Source organism: Thermosynechococcus sp., from assembly GCF_025999095.1.
GTDB lineage: Bacteria > Cyanobacteriota > Cyanobacteriia > Thermosynechococcales > Thermosynechococcaceae > Thermosynechococcus.
This window is the reverse complement of sequence record NZ_AP024678.1, coordinates 680,747-702,439: the sequence shown is the minus strand read 5'-3', so window position 1 is coordinate 702,439 and position 21,693 is coordinate 680,747. Positions and strand designations below refer to the sequence as shown.

Annotated in this window: 16 protein-coding genes and 1 tRNA gene; 5 read left to right on the top strand and 12 right to left on the bottom strand. The window is 54.5% G+C overall.

Going from position 1 to position 21,693, the window contains the following annotated elements:
- Positions 1–32: 32 nt before the first annotated feature.
- The 3 genes from Q0W94_RS03460 to bchL are packed head-to-tail and all read right to left on the bottom strand — an operon-like array spanning position 33 to position 2,719.
- Positions 33–1,415: a ferredoxin:protochlorophyllide reductase (ATP-dependent) subunit N gene (locus tag Q0W94_RS03460; protein WP_297761171.1), complete on the bottom strand. Its 1,383-nt coding sequence runs from the start codon at positions 1,413–1,415 to the stop codon at positions 33–35.
- Between the two features lie 33 nt (positions 1,416–1,448).
- Positions 1,449–1,829, bottom strand: coding sequence for a DUF5331 domain-containing protein (locus Q0W94_RS03455; protein ID WP_297761168.1), 381 nt, complete (start codon positions 1,827–1,829; stop codon positions 1,449–1,451).
- Between the two features lie 44 nt (positions 1,830–1,873).
- Positions 1,874–2,719: a ferredoxin:protochlorophyllide reductase (ATP-dependent) iron-sulfur ATP-binding protein gene (bchL, locus tag Q0W94_RS03450; protein ID WP_297761165.1), complete on the bottom strand. Its 846-nt coding sequence runs from the start codon at positions 2,717–2,719 to the stop codon at positions 1,874–1,876.
- A 624-nt stretch (positions 2,720–3,343) separates the two neighbouring features.
- Between bchL and Q0W94_RS03445 the strand changes: the two genes are divergently transcribed.
- Entirely contained in the window at positions 3,344–3,976 is a 633-nt protein-coding gene (locus Q0W94_RS03445; RefSeq protein WP_297761162.1) for a CPP1-like family protein, read from the top strand.
- Here Q0W94_RS03445 and dnaN read toward each other — a convergent pair.
- The 5 genes from dnaN to obgE all read right to left on the bottom strand — a co-directional run bounded on the left by dnaN (position 3,973) and on the right by obgE (position 11,676).
- Positions 3,973–5,082, bottom strand: coding sequence for a DNA polymerase III subunit beta (gene dnaN, locus Q0W94_RS03440; RefSeq protein WP_297761159.1), 1,110 nt, complete (start codon positions 5,080–5,082; stop codon positions 3,973–3,975). The two genes, Q0W94_RS03445 and dnaN, sit on opposite strands and share 4 nt — an antisense overlap.
- A gap of 87 nt (positions 5,083–5,169) precedes the next feature.
- Positions 5,170–6,747: a murein biosynthesis integral membrane protein MurJ gene (murJ, locus tag Q0W94_RS03435; protein ID WP_297761156.1), complete on the bottom strand. Its 1,578-nt coding sequence runs from the start codon at positions 6,745–6,747 to the stop codon at positions 5,170–5,172.
- A 54-nt stretch (positions 6,748–6,801) separates the two neighbouring features.
- The gene (locus Q0W94_RS03430) at positions 6,802–8,082 is read right to left on the bottom strand and encodes a HAMP domain-containing sensor histidine kinase (protein ID WP_315863095.1); all 1,281 of its coding nucleotides are present in this window, start codon (positions 8,080–8,082) and stop codon (positions 6,802–6,804) included.
- Between the two features lie 5 nt (positions 8,083–8,087).
- Positions 8,088–10,628 carry a CHAT domain-containing tetratricopeptide repeat protein gene (locus Q0W94_RS03425; protein ID WP_297761151.1) on the bottom strand — a complete coding sequence of 847 codons (2,541 nt, stop codon included), beginning with the start codon at positions 10,626–10,628 and terminating at the stop codon, positions 8,088–8,090.
- A 37-nt stretch (positions 10,629–10,665) separates the two neighbouring features.
- The gene (gene obgE / locus Q0W94_RS03420; protein ID WP_297761148.1) at positions 10,666–11,676 is read right to left on the bottom strand and encodes a GTPase ObgE; all 1,011 of its coding nucleotides are present in this window, start codon (positions 11,674–11,676) and stop codon (positions 10,666–10,668) included.
- A gap of 199 nt (positions 11,677–11,875) precedes the next feature.
- On the opposite strand from obgE, the gene Q0W94_RS03415 reads away from it, so the two are divergent.
- Together Q0W94_RS03415 and Q0W94_RS03410 are read left to right on the top strand one after the other, a co-directional pair.
- Entirely contained in the window at positions 11,876–13,246 is a 1,371-nt protein-coding gene (locus Q0W94_RS03415; RefSeq protein WP_297761145.1) for an LCP family protein, read from the top strand.
- Between the two features lie 47 nt (positions 13,247–13,293).
- A complete protein-coding gene (locus Q0W94_RS03410; protein ID WP_315863094.1) occupies positions 13,294–14,139 on the top strand; it encodes an ROK family protein in 846 nt (281 codons plus the stop codon).
- Positions 14,140–14,432: 293 nt separating this feature from the next.
- On the opposite strand, the gene Q0W94_RS03405 is transcribed toward Q0W94_RS03410, so the two are convergent.
- Positions 14,433–15,596: a pyridoxal phosphate-dependent aminotransferase gene (locus Q0W94_RS03405; RefSeq protein ID WP_297761139.1), complete on the bottom strand. Its 1,164-nt coding sequence runs from the start codon at positions 15,594–15,596 to the stop codon at positions 14,433–14,435.
- Positions 15,597–15,700: 104 nt separating this feature from the next.
- Positions 15,701–15,773: transfer RNA gene (locus Q0W94_RS03400), tRNA-Glu, on the bottom strand.
- Between the two features lie 118 nt (positions 15,774–15,891).
- On the opposite strand from Q0W94_RS03400, the gene Q0W94_RS03395 reads away from it, so the two are divergent.
- Positions 15,892–16,722, top strand: a complete 831-nt coding sequence (locus tag Q0W94_RS03395) for a glycosyltransferase family 2 protein (protein ID WP_297761136.1) — start codon at positions 15,892–15,894, stop codon at positions 16,720–16,722.
- On the opposite strand, the gene Q0W94_RS03390 is transcribed toward Q0W94_RS03395, so the two are convergent.
- Positions 16,719–18,713, bottom strand: a complete 1,995-nt coding sequence (locus Q0W94_RS03390; RefSeq protein WP_297761133.1) for an elongation factor G — start codon at positions 18,711–18,713, stop codon at positions 16,719–16,721. The two genes, Q0W94_RS03395 and Q0W94_RS03390, sit on opposite strands and share 4 nt — an antisense overlap.
- 191 nt (positions 18,714–18,904) lie before the next feature.
- On the opposite strand from Q0W94_RS03390, the gene Q0W94_RS03385 reads away from it, so the two are divergent.
- Positions 18,905–19,957 carry a tetratricopeptide repeat protein gene (locus Q0W94_RS03385; protein WP_297761130.1) on the top strand — a complete coding sequence of 351 codons (1,053 nt, stop codon included), beginning with the start codon at positions 18,905–18,907 and terminating at the stop codon, positions 19,955–19,957.
- A gap of 3 nt (positions 19,958–19,960) precedes the next feature.
- On the opposite strand, the gene hmpF is transcribed toward Q0W94_RS03385, so the two are convergent.
- Positions 19,961–21,646 carry a pilus motility taxis protein HmpF gene (hmpF, locus tag Q0W94_RS03380; RefSeq protein ID WP_297761128.1) on the bottom strand — a complete coding sequence of 562 codons (1,686 nt, stop codon included), beginning with the start codon at positions 21,644–21,646 and terminating at the stop codon, positions 19,961–19,963.
- Positions 21,647–21,693: the final 47 nt, after the last annotated feature.

Sequence of the window (21,693 nt, the reverse complement as noted above, 5' to 3'; positions counted from 1 at the left end):
CCTCTCGCTACCTTCAGAGGGGGTTCTTTTTCTCAATTGGCCACAAGTTTTTGCCAGCCTAATCCCGCCAGGGCGTGGTTGCGCCGTAGGGGACGAGTCACCAATTCCAAGATGTCGCGGGCATTGCCAAAGCCGTGGATCTGAGCAAACGTGAATTCCACAGACCATTTGGTACTGATGCCACGGGCCTCAAGGGGGTTGGCGTGAGCCATGCCCGTAATCACCAGATCGGGCTGCAGCACCTTAATCCGCTGGAGCTGGTTGTAGTTATCCGGTTTTTCCACAATGGTGGGCAGGGGATGCCCCATTGCCGCACAGGTCTTGGTCAAGAGTTCTAACTCGGCCGCTTGGTAGCGCTTGTCCATGTAGGGAATGCCGATTTCGTGCACCCGCATACCACAGCGAATCAAAAACCGCGCTAGGGAGATCTCTAGGAGATTGTCCCCCATAAAAAAGACCGATTTGCCTCGCACTAATTCAAGGTAGTCACTGAGTTTTTCCCAAGTTTCGGCTTCGCGCTCCGCTAGACCTTGGGGCTGAAGGCCAAAGGTAGCACAAATCTGTTCGATCCAGGCGCGAGTACCATCAGGACCAATGGGAAAAGGGGCCGTAATGAGTTGACATTTGCGGCGGCGAATCAGGGTGGTGGCAGTACGACTGAGGAAGGGATTCACGCCAGCGACATAGGAGCCTTCATCAATGACTGGCAATTCGGTATAGCGTTTGGCAGGAAGCCATCCTGAAACTTTAATGCCCTGTTTTTTCAATTCCAGGGTGAGTTGGGTGACGACGGGATCTGGCAGGGAGCCAAAGAGAACAAGGGGTGGGTGGTCGTAGTACTGGCTTGATTCAGCTTGGACTTCTTCTTTCTTCTTGCCAAAGTTGAGAAGCCGTTGAATCGGGTTACGCTCCTCTGGATCCCTAACCGCTGTGGGCGTGGGGCAGCGGGCGGCCATTGCTGCTAGCACCGTGTCTTCCCCTTGGGTAAAGGCGTAGTCGAGACCATTGGCACGGGCAACGACAATGGGAATGCCAATTTCGGCTTCGAGTTTGGGAGCCAGTCCCTCTAAGTCCATTTTGATAATTTCTGTGGTGCAGGTACCGATCCAAACAATCACGCTGGGGTTGCGATCGCGCTTAATTTGAAGGCAGAGGCGCCTTAACTCTTCATAATCATTGAGTTGTGCCGAAATGTCCCCCTCTTCTAGCTCCGCCATAGCATAGCGGGGTTCTGCAAAAATCATCACCCCCATGGCATTCTGCAAAAAGTAGCCACAGGTCTTAGTGCCGATGACCAAGAAGAAACTATCTTCAATCTTTTGGTAGAGCCACGCCACACAGCTGATGGGGCAAAACGTGTGGTAATTACCTGTTTCACACTCAAAGTTGAGGGCATTGGGAGCAGTCGCAGTCATAGGGAGAACCTCCACATTCAGAGACTATTGAAACTAGGTTTGATGGGTTTGAGCGGCCTCTTCACTGTGTTCTTCAGCTCGATTACTCACAAAGGGCTGAGGCGGGAGTAAGCGAGGTTCCGGGGGCAGTTGAGGGGGGTTATCGCGATTGGCTAGCTCTTCGTCAGGGTTGAAGTTCAAACCAAGGGCAGAAATAATGCGATCGGGATCATTGGTGAGTTCGACAATGACGGGTAGAGCATCCAGTAGGCGGGGCTCTAGGGTCGTGAGCACGGCCAAAATAAAGCTCGAGGAGGGGCGCCGTTGACCGCGGTAGGTACTCCAAATGGCCAGGCGAACAATCCAATGGCGGTTTTCTTGATAGTAGGCCAGCCACTTGCTGCGTGCGCTTTGCCGTAGTTGTTCAGGGTTCATACTGACTCCAGCGAGGGGGTTGCGTGGAGTATTCTAGGGGAGTTTTAGACAGCAGCGAGTGAACGCTCTGCTCCCTGAGGATTCAAGTAGAAGTCAGATAGCAGGGCAAAGAGGTCGCGATCGGGGGCATCCTTAGGCACAACACCCTCCGGCCGCGCCAAAATTTGATCGGCAATGTTCAAGTAGTAGTCACAAACATAGTTGAGACTAGGATCACTTTCCGCCATCTCAAAGAGAGTTTTGCCCTTAACCCGCGACACGCGAATATCCTCAATCAGCGGCAGCACCTCAAGGATGGGCATGGGAACTGCTTCCACATACTTTTCAATGAGATCCCGCTTACTGGTGCGATTACCAATGAGACCCGCAAGGCGCAGAGGGCGCGTGCGCGCTTTTTCGCGGACGGAGGCGGCAATGCGATTGGCCGCAAAGAGGGCATCAAAGCCGTTATCGGTGACAATCAGGCAATAATCAGCATAGTTGAGGGGGGCGGCAAAGCCACCACAGACCACATCCCCAAGAACGTCAAAGAGAATGACATCGTATTCATCAAAGGCATTGAGTTCCTTGAGGAGCTTGACGGTTTCACCGACAACATAACCACCACAACCTGCCCCGGCCGGAGGGCCACCCGCTTCAACACAATCCACACCGCCATACCCTTTGTAGATTACATCCTCTGGCCAGATATCTTCGTAGTGATAGTTCTTGGCTTGGAGGGTGTCAATGATGGTGGGAATCAGAAAGCCCGTGAGGGTAAATGTGCTGTCGTGCTTGGGGTCACAGCCAATTTGCAGGACTTTTTTGCCCCGCCGCGCCAGCGCCACCGAGATGTTGCAACTGGTGGTGGATTTGCCAATTCCACCTTTGCCGTACACTGCGAGTTTCACGTTGACCTTGCCTCCTAGGTAATGGAGCGACACGATGACCTAACTGCTATTGTCCGCCAGCGATCGCCAGAAGCCGCAGCGGTCAAGAAAATTATTTTTGCGTAATAAAATTTCAGCCTCCTTGAGGATCAGTAAAAAATTTTTCAGGCTCTCTAAGTCTCTCAGACAAGCAGTAATTCTTTAAGAAACTAGTTTTCACGTTTTTGCTGTTATTTTTATTGCCAAATTAAACAAAAATACAAAAGTTCCCCCTCCCCAAGTCATCCCCTGACCAACTGACCCCAAAGCTCAAGTTTGGCTGCCACGCGATCGCGCCAAAGGAAATGTGCAACAAGAAACTGTTCTCCTGGGGGGCGATCGCCCGCAGCGTTGTAAAGAATAATTAAAAATCTCAAAAGTAAATTATTTGTTACATTTAAGGGGTTGCATCCCTTTAATCGCCACTTTCTCTCGTTTTTCCTAGGAAGTCGCTAGAATTTGAGGGAAGGCGATCGCGCTGCAGTTTTTTTCTGTGCCATCCATCTAAACGAGCAAGATCAGCTCCTTGGAAAGGTACGGCATCGTTACGAAAAAGCTGTAGGGTAGCCTTCAGTCCGCTGTTGATACTGCCCGTAAGAATGGCCAATGAACAAAGATCAATTTGCCATGAGTGATAACCCCTACGAAAAGCTGCAAGTGCCGGAAGACGCTTCTTTCGAGCAGATTAAAGACGCACGGGATGCGCTATTAGCGGCTCATCCGGGGGATGAACGGCAGCGCACCGAAATTGAAGCAGCCTACGATGCAATTTTGATGGATCGGCTGCGGCAACGCCAAGAGGGCAAAATCAAAGTGCCTGAGCGCATTCGCTATGCTGAGCAACTGAACGAAACAGCGCCAGCAAAGCCAAATCCCATTGCCAACCATCCCGCCCTTCAGTGGTGGCAGCAACAGTTGGACACCCCCAACCTGCGGGGCATCACCATTACCTCAACCGTCTATGCCGTTCTGATGGCGATCGGGCTGGCTCAGGCCAATCCCGACACCTTGGCCTTGGTGCTGTCGCTGGGGATTGGCTTTAACCTAGTGTGGCTGCAACGCAAGGAAAAACGCCTTGGCCGTGCCTTTTCAATCACCCTCCTTGCCCTGATCTTGGGTACGGTGATCGCCGTGGGTATCTATCAGCTTGGGCTGGCGGGGGTCTTCCTGAACGTGGATCAACTGGTGGGTATTGGCGTTTTTGTTGCCTTTTGGTTCACCAGCAACTTCCTGCGCTAAGCGCGAATTTGAATTGGCATCACCAAGTATTTCATCTGGGCTGCCCCAAGGGGGAGGAGGATCGCGGGCTGGGTTTCGCCATTGAGCTGAAGTTGCACATCGGAACTATTCATCACCTTCAGTCCTTCAAGGAGGTATTTGACGTTGAAGGCCACCTGCATTGACTCCCCAGAAATTTGAGCCGGCACATTCTCCTCACCACTTCCCAATTGCGGAGCCTCAGCGGAGAGTTTGAGTTCTTGAGCCTCAGTATCAATGTTGATTTTGACAACGTTATTCTTTTGAGCCGCAAGAATCGCCACCCGTTCTAGGGCATCTGCCAAGGCCGCTCGCTCAACCGTGACTTGGCGAGCAAAGGTTTTGGGAACCAGTTGGCGGTAGTTGGGGTACTGACCCTCCAGCAGACGGCTGGTGATGCGAGCATCATTGCCAAGGTCAAACACCACCTGGGTGGGGTCACAGCGGAGTGTCACATCCCCATCTTGTTTCGCCATCAGCCGCTCTAGATCTTTGAGGGATTTTGCGGGAATCGTAATCGGCGAGAGAGCTTCAGGAACAGGCTGTTCAGTTACGGTAACAGCAAGGCGGTGGCCATCGGTAGCCGCAAACTCAAGGCAATCAACCTCAAAGGTCACGTGTAACCCGGTGAGAATTTGCTTGGTTTCATCAGTGCTGGCTGCAAACAAGCTCCCCTGAAGTCCCCGCCGCAATGCCTCAGCGGTTAAAGTAACGGGCGTCACATCCTCTAACGTGGGCAACGCAGGAAATTCCTCAGCAGTCATCCCCTGAATCTCAAAGAAACCACTGCCATAGTCAAGGATCACCCGCGTATCTTCCGCCGTAATCTCAATATCGCGATTGGGCATCCGCGACACCATCTCACTAAAGAGCTTGGCGGAAACGGTAATCGCCCCCGGCACCTTCACCTCTGCATCGAGCCAGATTTGCATCCCCAGACTGAGATCAAAGACGGAGAGTCCAAGGCGGCCACCCTCAGCTTGCAGCAGAATATTCGCCAAAATCGGGTGCGACGGATTGCTAGGAGCAACACGACTCAGGGGGGCCAGTTTACTATTGAGAATCGATTGTGAACAAACAACTTTCATGGTGTACTCCACGGCAGAGGCAGATGGGATGAGGCGCAAAAACGCTGCTTGTCATTGGCCGATTTACTAGCATACTATGGCAACCGATTACTGGTATCCCTTGGGCAAAAACCGCCGGACTTTACTTAGAAAAAACTCCAGCTCTGGCAGATTCAGGGGCGAGATAGCCACTGCAAAAATGATCAGGCCGACGCTGGCGGCGATCGCCAACTGCACCAGTTGTACCCCCAAACCTTCCCGCCCCCAGAGCAATTCCAGCCCTTTGAGGGTACCCCAACCTGCTCCCCCAGCGAGAACACTAGCTAGGGCAATTCCCAGCAAAGGCCCAATCAACTCCCCCCAAGGGAGCCCCTCCAAACGGCGGTGCAAAATCCACGTAAGGGCAATAAACGATACCGTATTCACCCCCACTGTCGCCATTGCAAGGCCGACGGCGCCAAAAGCTTGGGTAAAGAAAAAGCAAAACAGGGCATTTACACCCAGCCCCCAGAGGGTGATCTGCAGGGGGGTGCGACCATCCTCAAGGGCATAAAAGACCCGCACAATCACGTCGCGGGCAAGGTAGAAAAACATGCCAATGGCATAGACCAGCAGAAGCGCCGCCACCAATTGGGAGGCCTGAAAATCAAAGGCCCGCCGCTCATAGACCACTCGCACTGCCGGCAATGCCAAAGCCGCCATCATGCCACCGAGGGGCATCATACTCAAGGCCGTGAGCACCAAGCTCTGGCGAATGCGTTCCTTAAGATGCGGCCAGTGTTCTGGCTGTGCCAACTTTGAAAAAATGGGCATATAGGGCACAAGGATCACATTGGAGAGAATCCCCAAGGGCGTCAAAAATAGGAGTTGGGAGTAACTCAAGGCCGACGCAGCACCCACAGGCAACTGGGAGGCAAAGAAGAGACTGATATAAACGCTGATAAGCAGCATGCCTGAGGAGAGGGTAGCCGGTCCCATGAGGCGGATCAGTTCCCACACTTCGGGACGATGGAGATCAAAACGTAATCGCAATGTGCCCATGCCAGCTTTCCATTGGGCAGGAATTTGTACAAGCCATTGCAGCACTCCCCCCGCTAGGGTTCCCCAAGCGAGCACTGCTGGGCCAAATTCGTCGGCAAAGAACCAAATCCCAATGATTACCGCCAAGCTAGACAGCAGGGGACTCATGGAAGGCAACCAGTACTGATCGGCAGCATTGAGGGTGCCAAAGCCAATGCCAATCAAACCCGAGAGTACGGCCAAGGGGGCCATAATCCGAAATTGCTCTGCGGCTAAGGCTTGGATCTCTGGACTGGCGCCGGGGGCAATGAGTTGAATCAAGGGATCCGCCAGCACCATCAAAATGACAGTTAGCACCAGCAATAGGGCGCCCACAACGGTGGTAATGGTTTCCACGAGGGGCGCGGCTTTTGCCGGCGGTTGCTTAAGAACCACACTGATGATCGAACTGTGGAAAGGGCCATTGATCCCCCCCAAGAGCACAAAGAGAAACCCCGGAATCACATAGGCGTAACTGTAGGCATCCACTGCGGCGCCAACACCAAATTCGGCAGCGATCGCCTGCTGGCGAACCAGGCCGGCGACTTTACTCAACAGCGTAGCAATGGCAACAATGGTGGCAATGTGGGCAAGGGAACGGGATTTCTTTTCCACAGTGGTGGCCATCCTAATGAAATGGGCTGATTTGGGGATAACTCTGGCGATGATCGTACCAGCGATCTAGAGCGATCTAGATTCTTTTATTTCCGTTGGCAGCAGAATCGTAAAGCAGGTGCCTTGACCGACTTCGCTGGTCACCTGAATCTGACCTCGATGGGCCTGAACAATGGACTGGGCGATCGCCAGCCCTAAACCCGTTCCTTCGGACTTTGTGCCCTGAAGGCGATAAAAGCGATCAAACAGGCGGGGCAGTTCACTGGCAGGAATCCCCGGTCCATTATCGGCAATTACCACACGGTAAAATTTACCCTGCTGCTCCAACCTCACTTGAATCTGACCGCCCGCAGGGGTATATTGCACAGCATTACTGAGGATATTGGTTAACAGGCGGCTGAGATGATCGGGGTTGCCCCAAAGGCGATAGGCTGTTGCTTCTGCGGTTTGGGGATCGGCCAGCTCCAACTCCAGTTGCAGGTGCTTTTGTTCAATCAGGGGCATCTGCTCCTCAATCACCCCCAAAAGAATCGCATCGAGGTGGCAGGGTTGGGCCTGCAGGGGAATCATGCCGCTATCTTGGCGAGCCAGAAACAGCAAATCATCCACCAAACGGCTGAGGCGACGACTAAGGCGTTCAATGACCAGGAGTTGTTGGCGTTGGGCTTCCGGATCCGCAGTGGCTAAGGCAACTTGAACATTGGTTTGAATCAGGGCCACGGGGTTACGCAGTTCATGGGAGGCATCGGCGGTAAATTGCTTCAAATAGGCATAGGATTGCTGCAAGGGGGCAATGGCTAGCCGTGACAGGAACCAGCCACTAATACTCACCAGTGTCAGCGTGAGGGTAATACCGACTAAGAGATCCCAGAGGAGGGCTTGACTGGGTTGCGTTACCTCGAACCAAGGATGGCTGACCCGCAAATAGCCCAGGAGGCGATCGCCCACGACTAAGGCCACTGTCATCTGCCGGAGCCAGCGATCCTTCCCCACCTGTACCGTTTGCGCCGTCCGACTCGGATGCAAAGGCAGATCAAGGGGTTCTGAAAACGTGCTCCAAGCCAACTGCTGATTTGGGGTAAACCCCTCAAGGTCAATGTGATCTTCCTCCAGTGCCGCAACGGGACTACTGCCTAGACTGGTTTGCCAATCAATGGCTGCTGCTGTGCCCGTGTCAATAATTAGGGAGCGGCTCACCACCTCAACAACGTGGCTAAGGGTATCATCAATCCGCTCGATCAGGGTTCCCCGCACATAAAAAAAGAACCCCGTCGCAAAAATGAGGAGCAGGAGTGCCGTTACTCCTACGTACCACAGTGCTAGACGGTATTGAATCGCACGAACCATCGTCATCAGGGCAATGCTAAGGGAGACCAATCACCACTGGACACAAACGCTGCCCAATAGTAGGGAGATTCCTCCTTGAGTCGCTGCAGCTGGACTTGCCGCAGGGCTTCTGTTCGCCCCATGCCACGGCGCAGGTTTTGGTAAAAGGCAACCATTATTTCGCGGGTAGTTTGATCCGCCACTTTCCACAGTGTAGTCACTTGCGATCGCGCCCCAGCTAAGGTGAAAGCCCGCCGCAGCCCATAGACTCCCTCCCCATTCACCACCTCGCCTCGCCCCGTATCACAGGCGGATAACACGACTAACTCCGTGCCCCTGAGATTCATCCCCGTGACCTCTAGGGCAGTGAGCACACCATCATCCATTGCAGAACCCCTCTGGCGTGTGTTAAAGCCCGCTAAGGCTAAACCTGACCGGAGGAGGGGGTTTTCCAAGACGCCCCTGCTGCTTAAATCGCTCAAAAAGAAGCCATGGGTTGCTAAATGGAGGATCTTGGGGGAATTTGCCCGCTTGAGTGCTGTCTCCGTAGCCGCCGCTTGAATCAACACCTGGGCTTGGGGGAGAAGCGTCTTCAACGCCTGCGCTTCTTCAGCCGTTCCGGGGAGGGGCGCAAAGGTCAAATCCCGCAAATCAACAGAACGCAGGGTCAATAGCGACGGCGAGACATTCTCAAGGGCATGACTGAAACTGGGGTCAGCCACAATCAAGGGGGGTTGAGCAGAGGTTGGTGGCAACTGCAGACGCAGGAGGTCGCGCCCAGAGGTCAGCAGGGTGATCAGATAGGATTCCACTAAGTAGCGCCCCTGGGCATCCACAAGCGCCTGAAAGGGAATGGTATTGAGTTCGCCATCGGGAGCAATGAGCAAGTGGGTGGCTTTACCAATCCATGGACGAATCGGCGTGATCAGCCGCTGGGTCAGGGCTTGGGCGGGCTGTTGCACAGCATCTTTGACCAAGCGAGGATCGGCCAATCGCAACCGAGTTTGGCGGACAAGATCCTCAATTTCAGTTGCAGCGCCAATGTCCTTGCCCTGGGGTTGCCCCCTAGGGGCCAAGACGTACACGGCATAGCGCGGCTCCACAAATCGCTGCGTCGTCAGATCGTAGGGGCGATAACGAACAAACTCGATCAAAACGGCATCGTCAGGGATAGCCCGTTGCACAGCGGCGAGGGTCACTGGCTCAGTCAATTCGCGAAAGGCAGCACTGCGGAGACTCAATTCGGCCTCCAGTTGGTTGGCCTGAGCCTGCAGCTGCTGCACTTGGGCTAAGGCTGCCGGTTCTGTGGCGGCAAAGGCGAGTTTGGCAATGGTGGCGCGCAGTCCAATGAGCTGCTCAAGTTTAGCTTGATCTGAGGGAGCCAGTTGGCGCTGCAATCGTGCTTGGTTTTGGCTGAGAAAATCCAGTAATCGCCCCTTGCGACCCAAGAGAGTTGTCAAAGCAAGGGCAGCGGCCTCAGGATTCTGGGGCAGACTCTGAAGGTGGAAGGTGAGAATGGCATTGGTGCTGTCTTGAAAGGTTGTCAAATAGTTGCGCTTGTAATCCTCAGAACCCACAATCAGATTTTGACTAAGATTTTTTTCTTCGATCGCCTGCACGGTTTTGAATAACGCCAGGGTTTGCGGTAGATTTCCCTGCTGCCAATAGACAGCAGCAAGGTTACTCAGGGCAAGGGCAGTATTGGGATGGTTGGGCCCTAGGCGAGATTGGGCGATCGCCACCGCTCGTTGGTATAGAGGAAGGGCGGCTGAGTAATTGCGCTGCTCAAAATAGAGCGTACCTAAATTATTCAAGCTAGCAGCAATATCGGGGTGACCGGCGGGCCAGATCTGCTCACGAATCTCAAGGGCGCGTTGGTACAGCGGCAGGGCAGCCCCATAATTTTTTTGGGCTCGATAGACGCCTGCCAAATTATTGAGCGTCGTTGCAAAGAGGGGATTCTTTGGCCCAAAGGCGCGCTCCAATATGCCCAAGGCCTGCTGGTAGAGGGACACAGCCGCTGTGTAGTTTTTTTGCTCGCTGTAGAGCAGGGCCATGTTATTGAGAGTGATAGCCACCTCTGGATGATCTAACCCTAGAGCCTTTTCGGCGATCGCCAATGCCCGCTGGAACACTGGCAACGCAGCATCATAGTTCCCTTGGGCACGGTAGAGATTGGCCAAGTTATTGAGTATTGCTGCCACCTCTGGTTGATCTGAGCCCCCAGCCCGCTCATAGATAGCCAATGCCCGCTGATAGAGGGGGAGGGCTGCTGCATAATTTCCTTGGTCAACATGGAGCTTTGCCAACTCGTTGAGACTCGCTGCCAAACGGGTATGGTTGGGGCCTAGGGTGTTTTCCACGAGGGTCACAAGGCGCTCTGCGAGGGGGATAGCAGCCTGCACATCGCCTTGTTTCCGCAGTTGATAAATTTGCTCATCAAGTTGATTGACCAGTTCCTGAAATTGCGGGGGGGATGGCTGGGCTAGAGTTGGAACCCCCAGACCCACAATCAGACTACTTCCAAGGGCGATCGCACCCGAGACAAGGTGTCCTCTGGTGTTCATTTTTTCCTCGGTAGTTCCTCAACCGCACCCGTCGCAATTAAGAATACTGCTGGGAAACGCTGACCCCCAGTTCCTGCCAAACAGCCTCTAAGAGAGGCTCTAACCCCTGACGAGCTACCGCCGAGATGGCAAAAACCCGTTGACCCACGTAGGCAGCGAGGGTCTCTTGAATAGTCGTGATTTGCGAGGCCTCTAGGGCATCAATTTTATTCAAAGCCACGATTTGGGGGCGATCGCCCAAGCCGTGCCCGTAGGCCACCAACTCATCGCGAATCGTTTGGTAGGCAGCCACCACATCCTCAACTGTGGCATCAATCAAGTGCAGCAGCAGACGGGTGCGCTCAATATGGCGGAGAAACTCATGGCCGAGCCCCAGCCCCGCATGGGCACCGGCAATCAGACCGGGAATATCGGCAAAGACAGTACCGTCACCATTGGGTTGGCGGACAACTCCTAAATTGGGCACCAAGGTTGTAAAGGGATAATCGGCAATTTTGGGTCGCGCTGCGGACAGGACTGAAATCAGGGTGGACTTGCCCGCGTTAGGTAGGCCAATAATGCCCACTTCGGCCAGTAGCTTCAGTTCTAGGCGGAGATGCCGCTCTTCCCCCTCCAAGCCCGGTAGGGCATAGTCGGGTGCCCGCTGATGATTGCTGAGGAAGTGCTTATTCCCTAACCCCCCTTTGCCTCCCCTAGCCACTAGCAGCGTTTGACCAGGGGTCGTAAGGTCTCCCAGCAATTCCCCGGTTTCTGAATCCCAGACCATTGTGCCGCAGGGCACCTCAATCACTAAATCTGCACCACAGGCACCGGTACGGTTATTTGGGCCGCCCCGTTGGCCATTTTCTGCCTTGAAAACATGGGCATAGCGAAAGTCCAGCAGCGTTTGTAAATTGGAGACTGCCTTCAGAATCACCGAGCCACCATTGCCACCATTGCCCCCCGATGGTCCCCCTGCAGGCACATACTTTTCACGGCGAAAGGCAATCATGCCGTCACCCCCTTTGCCGGCTTTGACGTGAATTTCTGCAAGGTCAATAAATTGCATGTTGGCCGCAATCAGTTCCTGATCGGTTGGATATTTGAGTGGTATTTAAGTATTGTATGCTGCCAACTTGTTGACAGTTCCTTTTATGGGGACGAGATAGACACCAAAGGGTGCAACTCCCTGTCGAAGACCCTTGATGGATGTCCTAGGAGAAAAGAGCTCTATGGTAGGCTTAAGGGAATTTTAGGGTGGCGCGGCAATGGTATTTATTCGATGGCAACGCCGACGACAACCGGCTCCGCCTGAAGAAGGAGTCTTATTTTGGCGATTGGTGTTGTGGCTAGGGGTGGCCTTGATCTCCGGCAGCCTAGGAGCACTCTGGGGGCTACTCAGTCAGAGCACACCGCTCATGCAGCGATCACTCAGCAGTCAGGAGTGGCAGGCGTTTCAAGGGGGCGATCGCTGGACGGGGACAAGGCTCCATCAGCCGCTAAATTTATTGCTCATTGGCTCTAAGGTCTTAACCTCCGACTTAGATCACCCCCCCGACCCCAACCTGACCTACCATGCCCTAGTTAATTCCGTTGAGGGGCTATCGGACTCACTTCTACTGGTGCGCCTTGACCCAGTGCAGCAACGTTTAGTGATACTGTCAATTCCCCGCGATACGCTGACCTTTATTCCCGGCCGCGGCGATGCCAAAATCAACGAAGCCAATGCCCTTGGGGGGCCAGCGTTGGCGGCAGCAACCGTCAGTGAGCTGTTGGGAAATGTGCCCATCGATCGCTATTTGCGCATTAATGTTCAAGGAATCGAGAAACTCATTGATGCCCTTGGGGGTGTGACCGTGGATGTGCCCATAGCTATGCGCTATCGCGATGAGAGTCAGCGCCTCCGTATTGATTTGCAAGCCGGACGACAACACCTGAATGGCAACCAAGCCCTGCAATTTCTGCGCTTTCGCTACGATGCCCTTGGCGATATTGGCCGTGTGCAGCGACAACAGATGTTTTTGCGGGCATTGATGGAGCAAACGGCTCGCCCGGAAACCCTTGCCCGTACTCCCCAAATTCTTAGTATTATTCGCGAAAACTTGGATACGAATTTAACAGTTGCAGAACTGATGAGCCTGGGCCAATTCCTGACCAGCTTGCCGCGATCGCGGGTACAGTTTCTGCTGCTGCCGGGGAACTTTAATGGCAGCACTGATGAAGTGGCAGTGAGCTATTGGTTGCCCAATTACCAACGGATTGCTTGGCTAACGGATCAATATTTCCGTGATACCCCTACTGCTGATCGGCGCGAGACGGGTTTGACCTCCCCTGCCCAAGTGCGGATTGCCATTCAAAATACTACCCTGCCAGAATCATTAGTCACGCATCTGAGTGAGCAACTGGCAACCGCTGGTTACCCCTATCCCTTAGTAGCGGAGCCATTCCCCCAACCGATCCCAATTACGCGGATCATCGCTCAGCAGGGGGACTTGGCGGCAGCGCGTCGAGTACAGTTATTGCTGGGGTTTGGAGAAGTGCGGGTGGAGAGTACGGGTATGCTAGCATCGGATGTGACGATTCAACTGGGCGACGATGCCCGCGATCGCCTGCAATTGAGACAAACAAAATCTCTGTGAGTGAATCCTACGTTATTGGCGTTGATCTGGGTGGCACTGCCATCAAAATGGGGTGTTTTAGTTCTAAAGGCAATTGTCACCATTCCCTGGTGTTGCCCACCCCTCAGCCCCCTTTTCCAGAACGGGTGATCAAAGCCATTTTGCAGGGGATTAAAGAACTGGACAGTGAGGATCGGGCGTTGGCCATTGGTATGGGCATCCCAGGACCGGTAGACGCCAGCGGTCGCATTGCCCGCCGTGCCATCAACCTGGACTGGTACGAAGTGCCTATTAGCGACAACCTCGAACACTTGACGGGCAAACCCACAGTCATTGCCAACGATGCCAACTGTGCTGGCCTCGGGGAAGCATGGCTAGGCGCAGGGAGTCAGTTCAAGGATTTAATTTTGCTCACGTTGGGGACGGGGGTAGGGGGCGCCATTATCCTCAATGGGGAGTTGTTCGTTGGTCGCGATGGCACCGCCGGCGAGTTGGGGCTGATTACCCTCGACTACAACGGGCCTCCCTGCAACAGTGGCAATCGCGGTTCCCTTGAGCAACACGTTTCCGCCCAAGCCCTGCGGCGGCGTTGGGGCTGTGAACCCCATGAGATGGCAGAGCGTGCCAGCAATGGCGATCCGGAGGCGATCGCCCTCTGGCAAACCTATGGCCGCGAACTAGCCGCTGGCATTGCTAGCCTTGTGTATGTGCTCACCCCGGAAGCAGTGATTATTGGTGGGGGGATTAGTGCCGCCAGTGATCTCTTCTTTCCCTCGATGCTTGCTGAATTGGAAGAGCGGGTGCTGCCCACCTCGCGCCATAACCTCCACTGTTTGCGAGCCACCCTTGGGAATCAGGCGGGGATGGTTGGTGCCGCTAAGCTAGCGTGGAAATACATAAAAGACCGCCTCTAAGCACTGTAACTCTCAGCACTTTAACAGGGTCTGTTCTGCCATCAACCACTGTCCACGATGTGCCGCTAATGGGGGAGCGGGGTCTTTGGTGTGCATTGCCGCCCCTCCCCTCGCGGGAACTGCTCCTACAGTAGATCTTAGTGTTATTCCAATTGCTACAGATGTCATTACTAAATACTCGTTACTAATCTAAATACTAACTAAATACTAAATTGCCATCCCTCGCCGCTGCTCTTGGCCGCTGACGCGCCAGGGATGCCAGGGTTTCCGTTGCCGATGGCGCGGCTATAGGCTTAGAGCCGCGCAACAAATTTTGCCAGTCGGCTTAAACCTTTTTCAATGGTGGCCAGACCTGTGGCGTAGGAGAGGCGAATGTGGTCATCCATGCCAAAGGCCTTACCGGGGACGGCGGCCACTTTTTCCTCCTCCAGCAGGCGATCGCAAAATTCCACCGAACTTAAGCCAGTTTCGCTAATATCGACAAACAGATAAAAGGCGCCCTGGGGTTTGAGACAGCGCAGCCGCGGAATCTCAGAAATGCCTTTATACATACAGGCACGGCGCTCGCGAAATGCCGCCACCATCTCGGCCACACAGGCTTGGCTTCCTTCTAGGGCAGCAAGGGCACCATACTGGGCAAATGTACACACATTTGAGGTGCTGTGGCTCTGAATTTTGGTTGCCACTTTAATAATCTCCGTTGCCCCTGCTAGATAGCCCACCCGCCAACCGGTCATGGCATAGGCCTTGGCAAAGCCACTGCAAACAATGGTGCGCTCAAAGGCGGCCCCACTGACCGCGCCAATGCTCAGGTGTTGGGCACCATCGTAGAGAATTTTTTCGTAAATTTCATCAGAAACGACCCACAGTTGATGCCGCACAACCACTGCCGCCAGCTCCCGAATTTCCTCAGGTGTATAGACCATGCCCGTGGGGTTACTGGGGGAATTGAGGACAAAGAGCCGTGTCTTCGGCGTAATCGCCTCCTCCAGTTGAGCAGGGGTAATCCGATAACCCGTTTCTGGCGTGGTTGCCACAATCACTGGCGTGCCACTGGCTAGATGCACCATCTCTGGATAACTCACCCAGTAGGGGGCAGGAATAATCACCTCATCGCCGGGGTTAATCAGGGCCAGCATCAGGTTAAAGAGGGCCTGCTTGCCGCCATTGGTGACGAGGATGTTTTCCGCACGATAGGGGAGGTGGTTGTCGCTGTTGAGCTTGGTGGCGATCGCCTGCCGCAGAGCCGGTTCCCCTGCCGCCGGACCATAGCGAGTTTTACCTTGATCGAGAGCTGTTTTCACAGCCTCACGAATGTGGGCAGGGGTGTCAAAGTCGGGTTCGCCTGCACTGAAGCTACAGACATCTTCGCCAGCCGCCCGCATTGCCTTGGCTTTGGCATCAATCGCCAGCGTTACCGACGGTGTGACCCGCATCACCCGCGTTGCCCAGTCCATCCTTTGTCTCCTGCACTACTTTCCGTATTGTGGCACTTTGGCGGGCGAGCGGCGAATCACCTATCCACCGTTCGAGTCGTTCATGTGAGGTTGCCAGTGTGGGATACCCCCAGGGGAATTCGAATCCCCGTCGCCTCCGTGAAAGGGAGGTGTCCTAGGCCACTAGACGATGGGGGCAAGACTCAGCATTAGTTAATGTAGCGAATACCCGGAGGGTTTGTCAACACCTCGGGAAATTTTTGCATCGAAGCCCCGCCTAGGGAGAAAATGAGGGCGAGTGACTGAGGAAGGTGCTGTGAAACTTGCTGGCCTGCGTTCCTTCTCGATTGTGATGCCCGCCTATAATGTGGTAACCCAGCGAGGCGAAACAATCTTTCGCGAAACCCTTGAGAGCATTGCTGCCAGTTGCCGCTACCTCCAACAGCACTTCCCCTACGCCCCTGAGGGGGAATTCATCCTGATTAGCGATGGTTCAACGGATCGCACCTGCGATGTGGCGATGGCAGGATGGCCGAATGCTGTCCCTCTGCAATTGGTGGGCCTGCCGACAAATGTTGGGATTGCGGCAGCGCGGAACATTGGGGTGCGCTTAGCCAAAGGGGAGGTGATTTTTTTTTGTGATGCCGATGATCTGTACCGCCCTGAGCACCTGTTTTTGGCCTTGTCGGTGTTGAATCAGCCCTTGCCGGAACCCTATGCCCCGGCCTATTTTGGGGCGGTGCGCACGGGGGTCTATTGTCGCGATCGCCTGCATCCCTACTGGCACAAGAGCCTCGAGCAAACCTTGGTGCTCAATCTGGCTGTGCGCCGCGAAGTCCATGAGTTTATTGGCGGCTTTCCAGAGGATGAGGTGTTTCGCCAATTTCGCTATGGGGCTGAGGATGTGGCCTATGCCTATTGGTTGCACCAGTTTTGCCACACCGCCCGCCTCGAGCAGCGGACCGTTGAGTACCGCCGTTTTCCCAATAGTTTCTTTGACCGTCAACTCAAGAAATTCCAAGCCGCTCCCGGCACTGTGGCCGATGACCTTGATGAGGGCGATCGCCAGCAGCAGGCGCAGATTCAGGAGATTATGGCCACACGACTTCAGGAATTGCAGGCCAAGGCGGCTCAAGGAGTCGCCTAGGCGTTTTTGTGGCGCTGGACAATCATCGCGGCCAGTTTCTCCGGTACTTCCTGAAGATGGTCAAAGTGCCAATGGAAGCCACCCGTGCCCATGGTCAGCGATCGCAACTCCACCACAAAGTCATGCATTTCCGCTTGAGGCAAGTAGGCCTGAATCTCCTCCCAACCGGGCCAACCCTCCTTACCGCTGTAGCCCAAAACCTGACCGCGCCGCCCTGTCAAAGCCTGCATCACCTTAGCGGTAAAGGCTTGGGGCATCCACACCTGCACCGCCATGATCGGTTCGAGGAGTTGCGGTTCACACTGGGGAATTCCCGCTTGCATAGCGAGGCGGGCTGCTTGGCGAAAGGCTTGCTCAGAGCTATCCACGGAGTGGTAAGAGCCATTGGTGAGGGTAACGGCCACATCCACAATCGGAAACCCCAAGGGACCTTGGTTCAGCGATTCGCGCACCCCCTGCTCAACACCGGGGATATATTGCTTGGGAACAACACCGCCGACAATGGTTTCACTAAATTGGAAGCCGCTGCCGCGCTCTAGGGGAGCGATATCGAGGTATACATCCCCAAATTGGCCGTGGCCACCGGTTTGATGTTTATAGCGGCCATGGCTGTTTTTGATACCCCGGCGAATGGTTTCCCTGTAGGGGACTTGGGGTAGATGGGTTTGCATCGGTAGGTTATATTTGCGACGCAGGCGATCGAGGGCAATCTGCAAGTGAATGTCCCCCTGTCCCCAGAGAATAATTTCATGGGTATCGCCATGCTGTTCCCAACGCAGCGCCGGGTCTTCCTCAAGGAGTTTTTGCAGCGCGCCAGTGAGCTTCACCTCGTCACTCCGTTTACTGGGAGTAATGGCCAGGGCATAGACCGGTTCCAGTTGCGGTGCACAGGGCAAAGGCGGTACCTGACCACTACCACTGAGGGTCTCACCTGTACGAATGCCCTCCAGTCGTGCCAATAGGACAACCTCACCCGCCGTTGCTTGCCCCAGGGATTCTAATTGCGTGCCCTGGGCACGGTAGATGCCACCCACGCGCACCCCATTCAAGCCCATGCCATCGGTCAAGGTGCCCTGCCAGACCCGCACAAGGGAGAGTTTGCCACCTCCTTGGGGGACATAGAACGTCTTGAGCACTTGGGCGAGAGGCTCCTCACCGTTAATCTGGCGATGGGCAGCGGTTGCTGTGGCCTCGGGGGCTTCGCGATCGAGGGCTGCCAAGAGGGGACGGACACCATAGTCCGTTTGGGCACTGCCAAAAAAGACGGGCACAATTAAGTCGGCTCCCAACTCCCAGCGCAAATCCGCTATGATTTCACTTTCCGGTGGCGCCATATCCTCCAGGAGTTCTTCGAGGAGGTGATCATCGTAGTTGGCCAGAGCCTCCAGTAGCTCTGCCCGTGCCGCCTGTTCGACGGCTTGTAACTCCGAAGGAAAAGGGACTAAGTCCGCCGCTGCCCCCGCATGGTAGTGATAGGCCTGCTCCGTCACCAAGTCAATGTAGCCCAAGAGATCATCCCCCTGCCAAATGGGGTACTGGTGGGGCACAAGGGGACGGCTGGACACTTGGCGATAGGCGGCTAGAATCTCCATGTAGGGATCATGGGCACGCTCCATCTTGTTGAGAAAAAGGATATGGGGAATTTGCCAGTCATCGAGGAATTTGAATAGGGGGGTTAGGGTAAAGGCGCGATCGCTAAGGGGTTCACAGACCACGATCGCCATGTCCACACCCACAAGAGCATTGAGGGTTTCTTGGAGCAATTCCACTGAGCCGGGACAGTCGAGAAGGGTGAGGTCTAGCTCCCCATACTGGGTATGGACAACATTCAGTTCCACGCCCATCCGGCGATCGCGCGCCTCAGGACTGGTATCCAGAAGACTACTGGCTTTCCCGTTGGTGGCGTGGGTAAGGCGCAAAATACTTTCTGCGAGGGTGGTTTTGCCACTGTTGTAGTTGCCCACCAGGGCAATGTTGCATCGTCTCGCCATCGGACACCTACCTTACTAATTCGCCTGATTTGCCATGGGGGTCAAAATTGTCCAGAATAGACCCTTGGTTTGCTTTAACTAGATCTCTTAACCCTTGGCGATCGCCCTTGGCGGAATTTGCAGTATCTCTTAAGGGAGCTGTAAACAACCGTTAAGTTGGGGTTAACGTTTGCGAGGAGGACTCACTCACAATGCGCTGCAATTCCCTTTTGTGGGCTAGTATTGCCAGTCTTAGCCTTTGGGTGGCATCGCCGGTCCACGCCAATAGCCAAGTGAGCCAGCTGATGCAGGAAGGGCAGCGGCTAGTGGCAGGAGGAAACTATGCCCAAGCCTTGGCCATTTATCAGCAACTGCTCCAGAGTGAGAGCCGTAATCCCCGCGTGCATTCTGCCATTGGCTACATCTATGCCCAGCAGGGCCAATTTGCCGAAGCTGCCCGTGCTTACCAACGCGCGATTGAGTTGGATCCACAAAACGCTGATTTTTACTATGCCCTAGGCTATAGTCTGGGAATGATGGGGGAAAATGACGGTGCTGCTGCCGCCTACCGCCAAGCCATCCGCCTGAATAACCGTAATCCTCAAGCCTATGAAGGACTGGCGGTGATTCTCGTCCGCATGGGAGATCCCCAAGGTGCCATACAGGCCTACCGCGCCGCCCTCCGTCTTGCCCCCCGCAATTGGACAGCTCAAAAGGGATTAGGCGTTTTGCTGCTGCAACAACGCAATATTCCTGAAGCCCTCAGTCGTCTGCAACAGGCGGCAGCCCTCGCCCCTGGCAATGCCTCAATTCAACTCAATTTAGGAATGGCACTTCTTGCGGCCGGCGATCCGCGCAATGGCTGGCAGGCAATTGATCGCGCTGCTAACTTGGGTCAGCGGGATGCGGATCTACTCCAACAGGTGGCCGAACTGGCCGCGGCGGCAAATCAACCCGAGCGAGCGATTCAAGCCTACCGCCGCCTGATCACCCTGCAACCGGAACGGGTCGCCACTTACTTCAGTTTTGGTGAGCTGTTAATGCAGCAAAATCATCCCCTGGAAGCGGCGGCGATTTATCGTCAAGCCACGCAGATCAACCCCAAGGATCCCGAAGGATTTTACCGCCTGGGGAAAGCCTTGGCAGCCCAAGGGCGGCAGCAGGAGGCCCGCCGTGCCTATCAAGTGGCTTTGAAGCTCTACCGTGAGCAAAATAACCCCACAGGGGAAACCAAAGTCCGAGATGCCATGCGGCAGCGCAATTAGGGGCTAAGCCCCCTGCCCCAGATTCATAACCACCTGCTGCAACTCAGAAATGAGGGCACCGGGACGGCCATTGAGGATATTTTGGTTGAGTCCCTCTAAGCTGTGGCGCAGGTGATTGAGACGATCTTGCACGGGTTGTAAAATTTCCCGCAGCAGATTCGCCTGCCCCCGTTTGGCGGCGAGGAAGCGTTGTTCTTCAATCAGTGCCTGTTCTTCTTGGCTCAGTTGATCTTTTTGCTGCTGTTGCAGCTTGCGGCGCTCTTCGAGGTCGTGGCGCAAACTTTCTAGATCGGTATAGGCGTACTGCAATTCCTCTGCCAGTTGATTGACGGCCACACTGTACTCCTGAAACTGGTGTTCAAGTTCACTGAGGATGGGAATGAGGCTAATGCCCTGCTGCGAGGCCGGATCCTTGCGGGCCTCTAGCACTTGCTTGTGAATTTTGTAGATCGCTTCTTTTTCACGGATATTTTGCCGTTGTCCCTCAAGGGCCTGATTGAGCAGATTACAGCGCTGGCGCTCATCCTCTAGTTCCCCCGCCAGTTGCAGACGATCAAAGTCACTGGCTTCTTTAACTTTTTGCTCCAGTTCTGCTAGGGACTCCAGAGCCATTTTGAGCTCTTCTTCTTGATCGTTGACAAAGGCAGAAGCACGCTTGAGGTCGTTGCCGCGGTTGGCCACTTCTTTTTCGAGTTCCTCCATGGGCATTTTCATCAGGGCATTCACATCCACTGCCTCTGTGAGATCACTGACCATGGCTTGGCGCATTTGCTGGATCATTTCCTCCTGTTGAGCAAGGAGGTGGCGTTCTTTTTCGAGAACGGACTGTTTGTAGCGGCAGAGTTCCTCCTGCAGGGCGATCGCCCGACTGTCTTGCCAAAATTGTTCTTGAGCGGTGCGCCAGGTCTCCTCCTTTGCATGGAAAGCTTGAAGTTGCTGCTCTAGGGTGGCTTGCCGTTGGCTCACTTCCTGCTCTAGTTGCTCCAGTTGCTGCCAGTATTGACTCAGCAGGGCCTGCTGCTGGTCTAAAATTTGAAAACATTCCGCAATTTGGGGACGTCCACTACTGTTGAGGGTTTCTGCCAACTGCTGCAAGATCAAGTCCACTTGGCGAATTTGTTCTGGGGATAGGCCAACGGTGTGGCTTGATTTCAATTGTTCCCAGCGCTGCTGCTCTTGATGGACTTGGTGGCGTAAATTTTCAAGGGCTTGGCGTTCCGCTTGAATCCGCTCTTCCTCTGCGGTCAATTCCTGCCGTAGTTTGTTGAGTTGTGCCAGTTGCTCTTCAGCTCCAGCCAGTTGCGCCTCTAGTTCTTGAAGTTCTTCTTTGCGCTGCTCAAATTCCTGTTCCCGTTGATTAAGCGCTTCCGCCTGATACAAGAGGGATTGCTTCCAGCCTTCAATTTCTTCCTCTTGACTTTGGAAACGCTCACGCATCCGTGTAAAGCCGTGCAAAATACCCGTGAGGCGGCGAGCCGCTTCATCTACGTTTTGAATTTGGCGGTTGGCGGCCATTTCTACAAAGACCAGCACGCCATTGCCGTAGTCGCGACTATTGTCAAAGGGAATCGTTTCCTCGTTTTGGGGGACAGGGTGCCAATAGCCCGACTGCTCACGCATCAACAACTTCAACTCGGATCTCGTCCCCATAAAACCCGTTTTTTTAATCACTTCGGCGAGATACTGCACAGCCCTTGACCTCTACCCTAATCCTGAGACTGACACACAACTAGAAC

Coding starts and splice junctions, on each gene's coding strand:
- Q0W94_RS03460 (WP_297761171.1), bottom strand. CDS start 1,415: ATGACTGCGACTGCTCCCAATGCCCTCAACTTTGAGTGTGAAACAGGT.
- Q0W94_RS03455 (WP_297761168.1), bottom strand. CDS start 1,829: ATGAACCCTGAACAACTACGGCAAAGCGCACGCAGCAAGTGGCTGGCC.
- Q0W94_RS03445 (WP_297761162.1), top strand. CDS start 3,344: ATGAACAAAGATCAATTTGCCATGAGTGATAACCCCTACGAAAAGCTG.
- dnaN (WP_297761159.1), bottom strand. CDS start 5,082: ATGAAAGTTGTTTGTTCACAATCGATTCTCAATAGTAAACTGGCCCCC.
- murJ (WP_297761156.1), bottom strand. CDS start 6,747: ATGGCCACCACTGTGGAAAAGAAATCCCGTTCCCTTGCCCACATTGCC.
- Q0W94_RS03430 (WP_315863095.1), bottom strand. CDS start 8,082: ATGGTTCGTGCGATTCAATACCGTCTAGCACTGTGGTACGTAGGAGTA.
- Q0W94_RS03425 (WP_297761151.1), bottom strand. CDS start 10,628: ATGAACACCAGAGGACACCTTGTCTCGGGTGCGATCGCCCTTGGAAGT.
- obgE (WP_297761148.1), bottom strand. CDS start 11,676: ATGCAATTTATTGACCTTGCAGAAATTCACGTCAAAGCCGGCAAAGGG.
- Q0W94_RS03415 (WP_297761145.1), top strand. CDS start 11,876: ATGGTATTTATTCGATGGCAACGCCGACGACAACCGGCTCCGCCTGAA.
- Q0W94_RS03410 (WP_315863094.1), top strand. CDS start 13,294: ATGGGGTGTTTTAGTTCTAAAGGCAATTGTCACCATTCCCTGGTGTTG.
- Q0W94_RS03405 (WP_297761139.1), bottom strand. CDS start 15,596: ATGGACTGGGCAACGCGGGTGATGCGGGTCACACCGTCGGTAACGCTG.
- Q0W94_RS03390 (WP_297761133.1), bottom strand. CDS start 18,713: ATGGCGAGACGATGCAACATTGCCCTGGTGGGCAACTACAACAGTGGC.
- Q0W94_RS03385 (WP_297761130.1), top strand. CDS start 18,905: ATGCGCTGCAATTCCCTTTTGTGGGCTAGTATTGCCAGTCTTAGCCTT.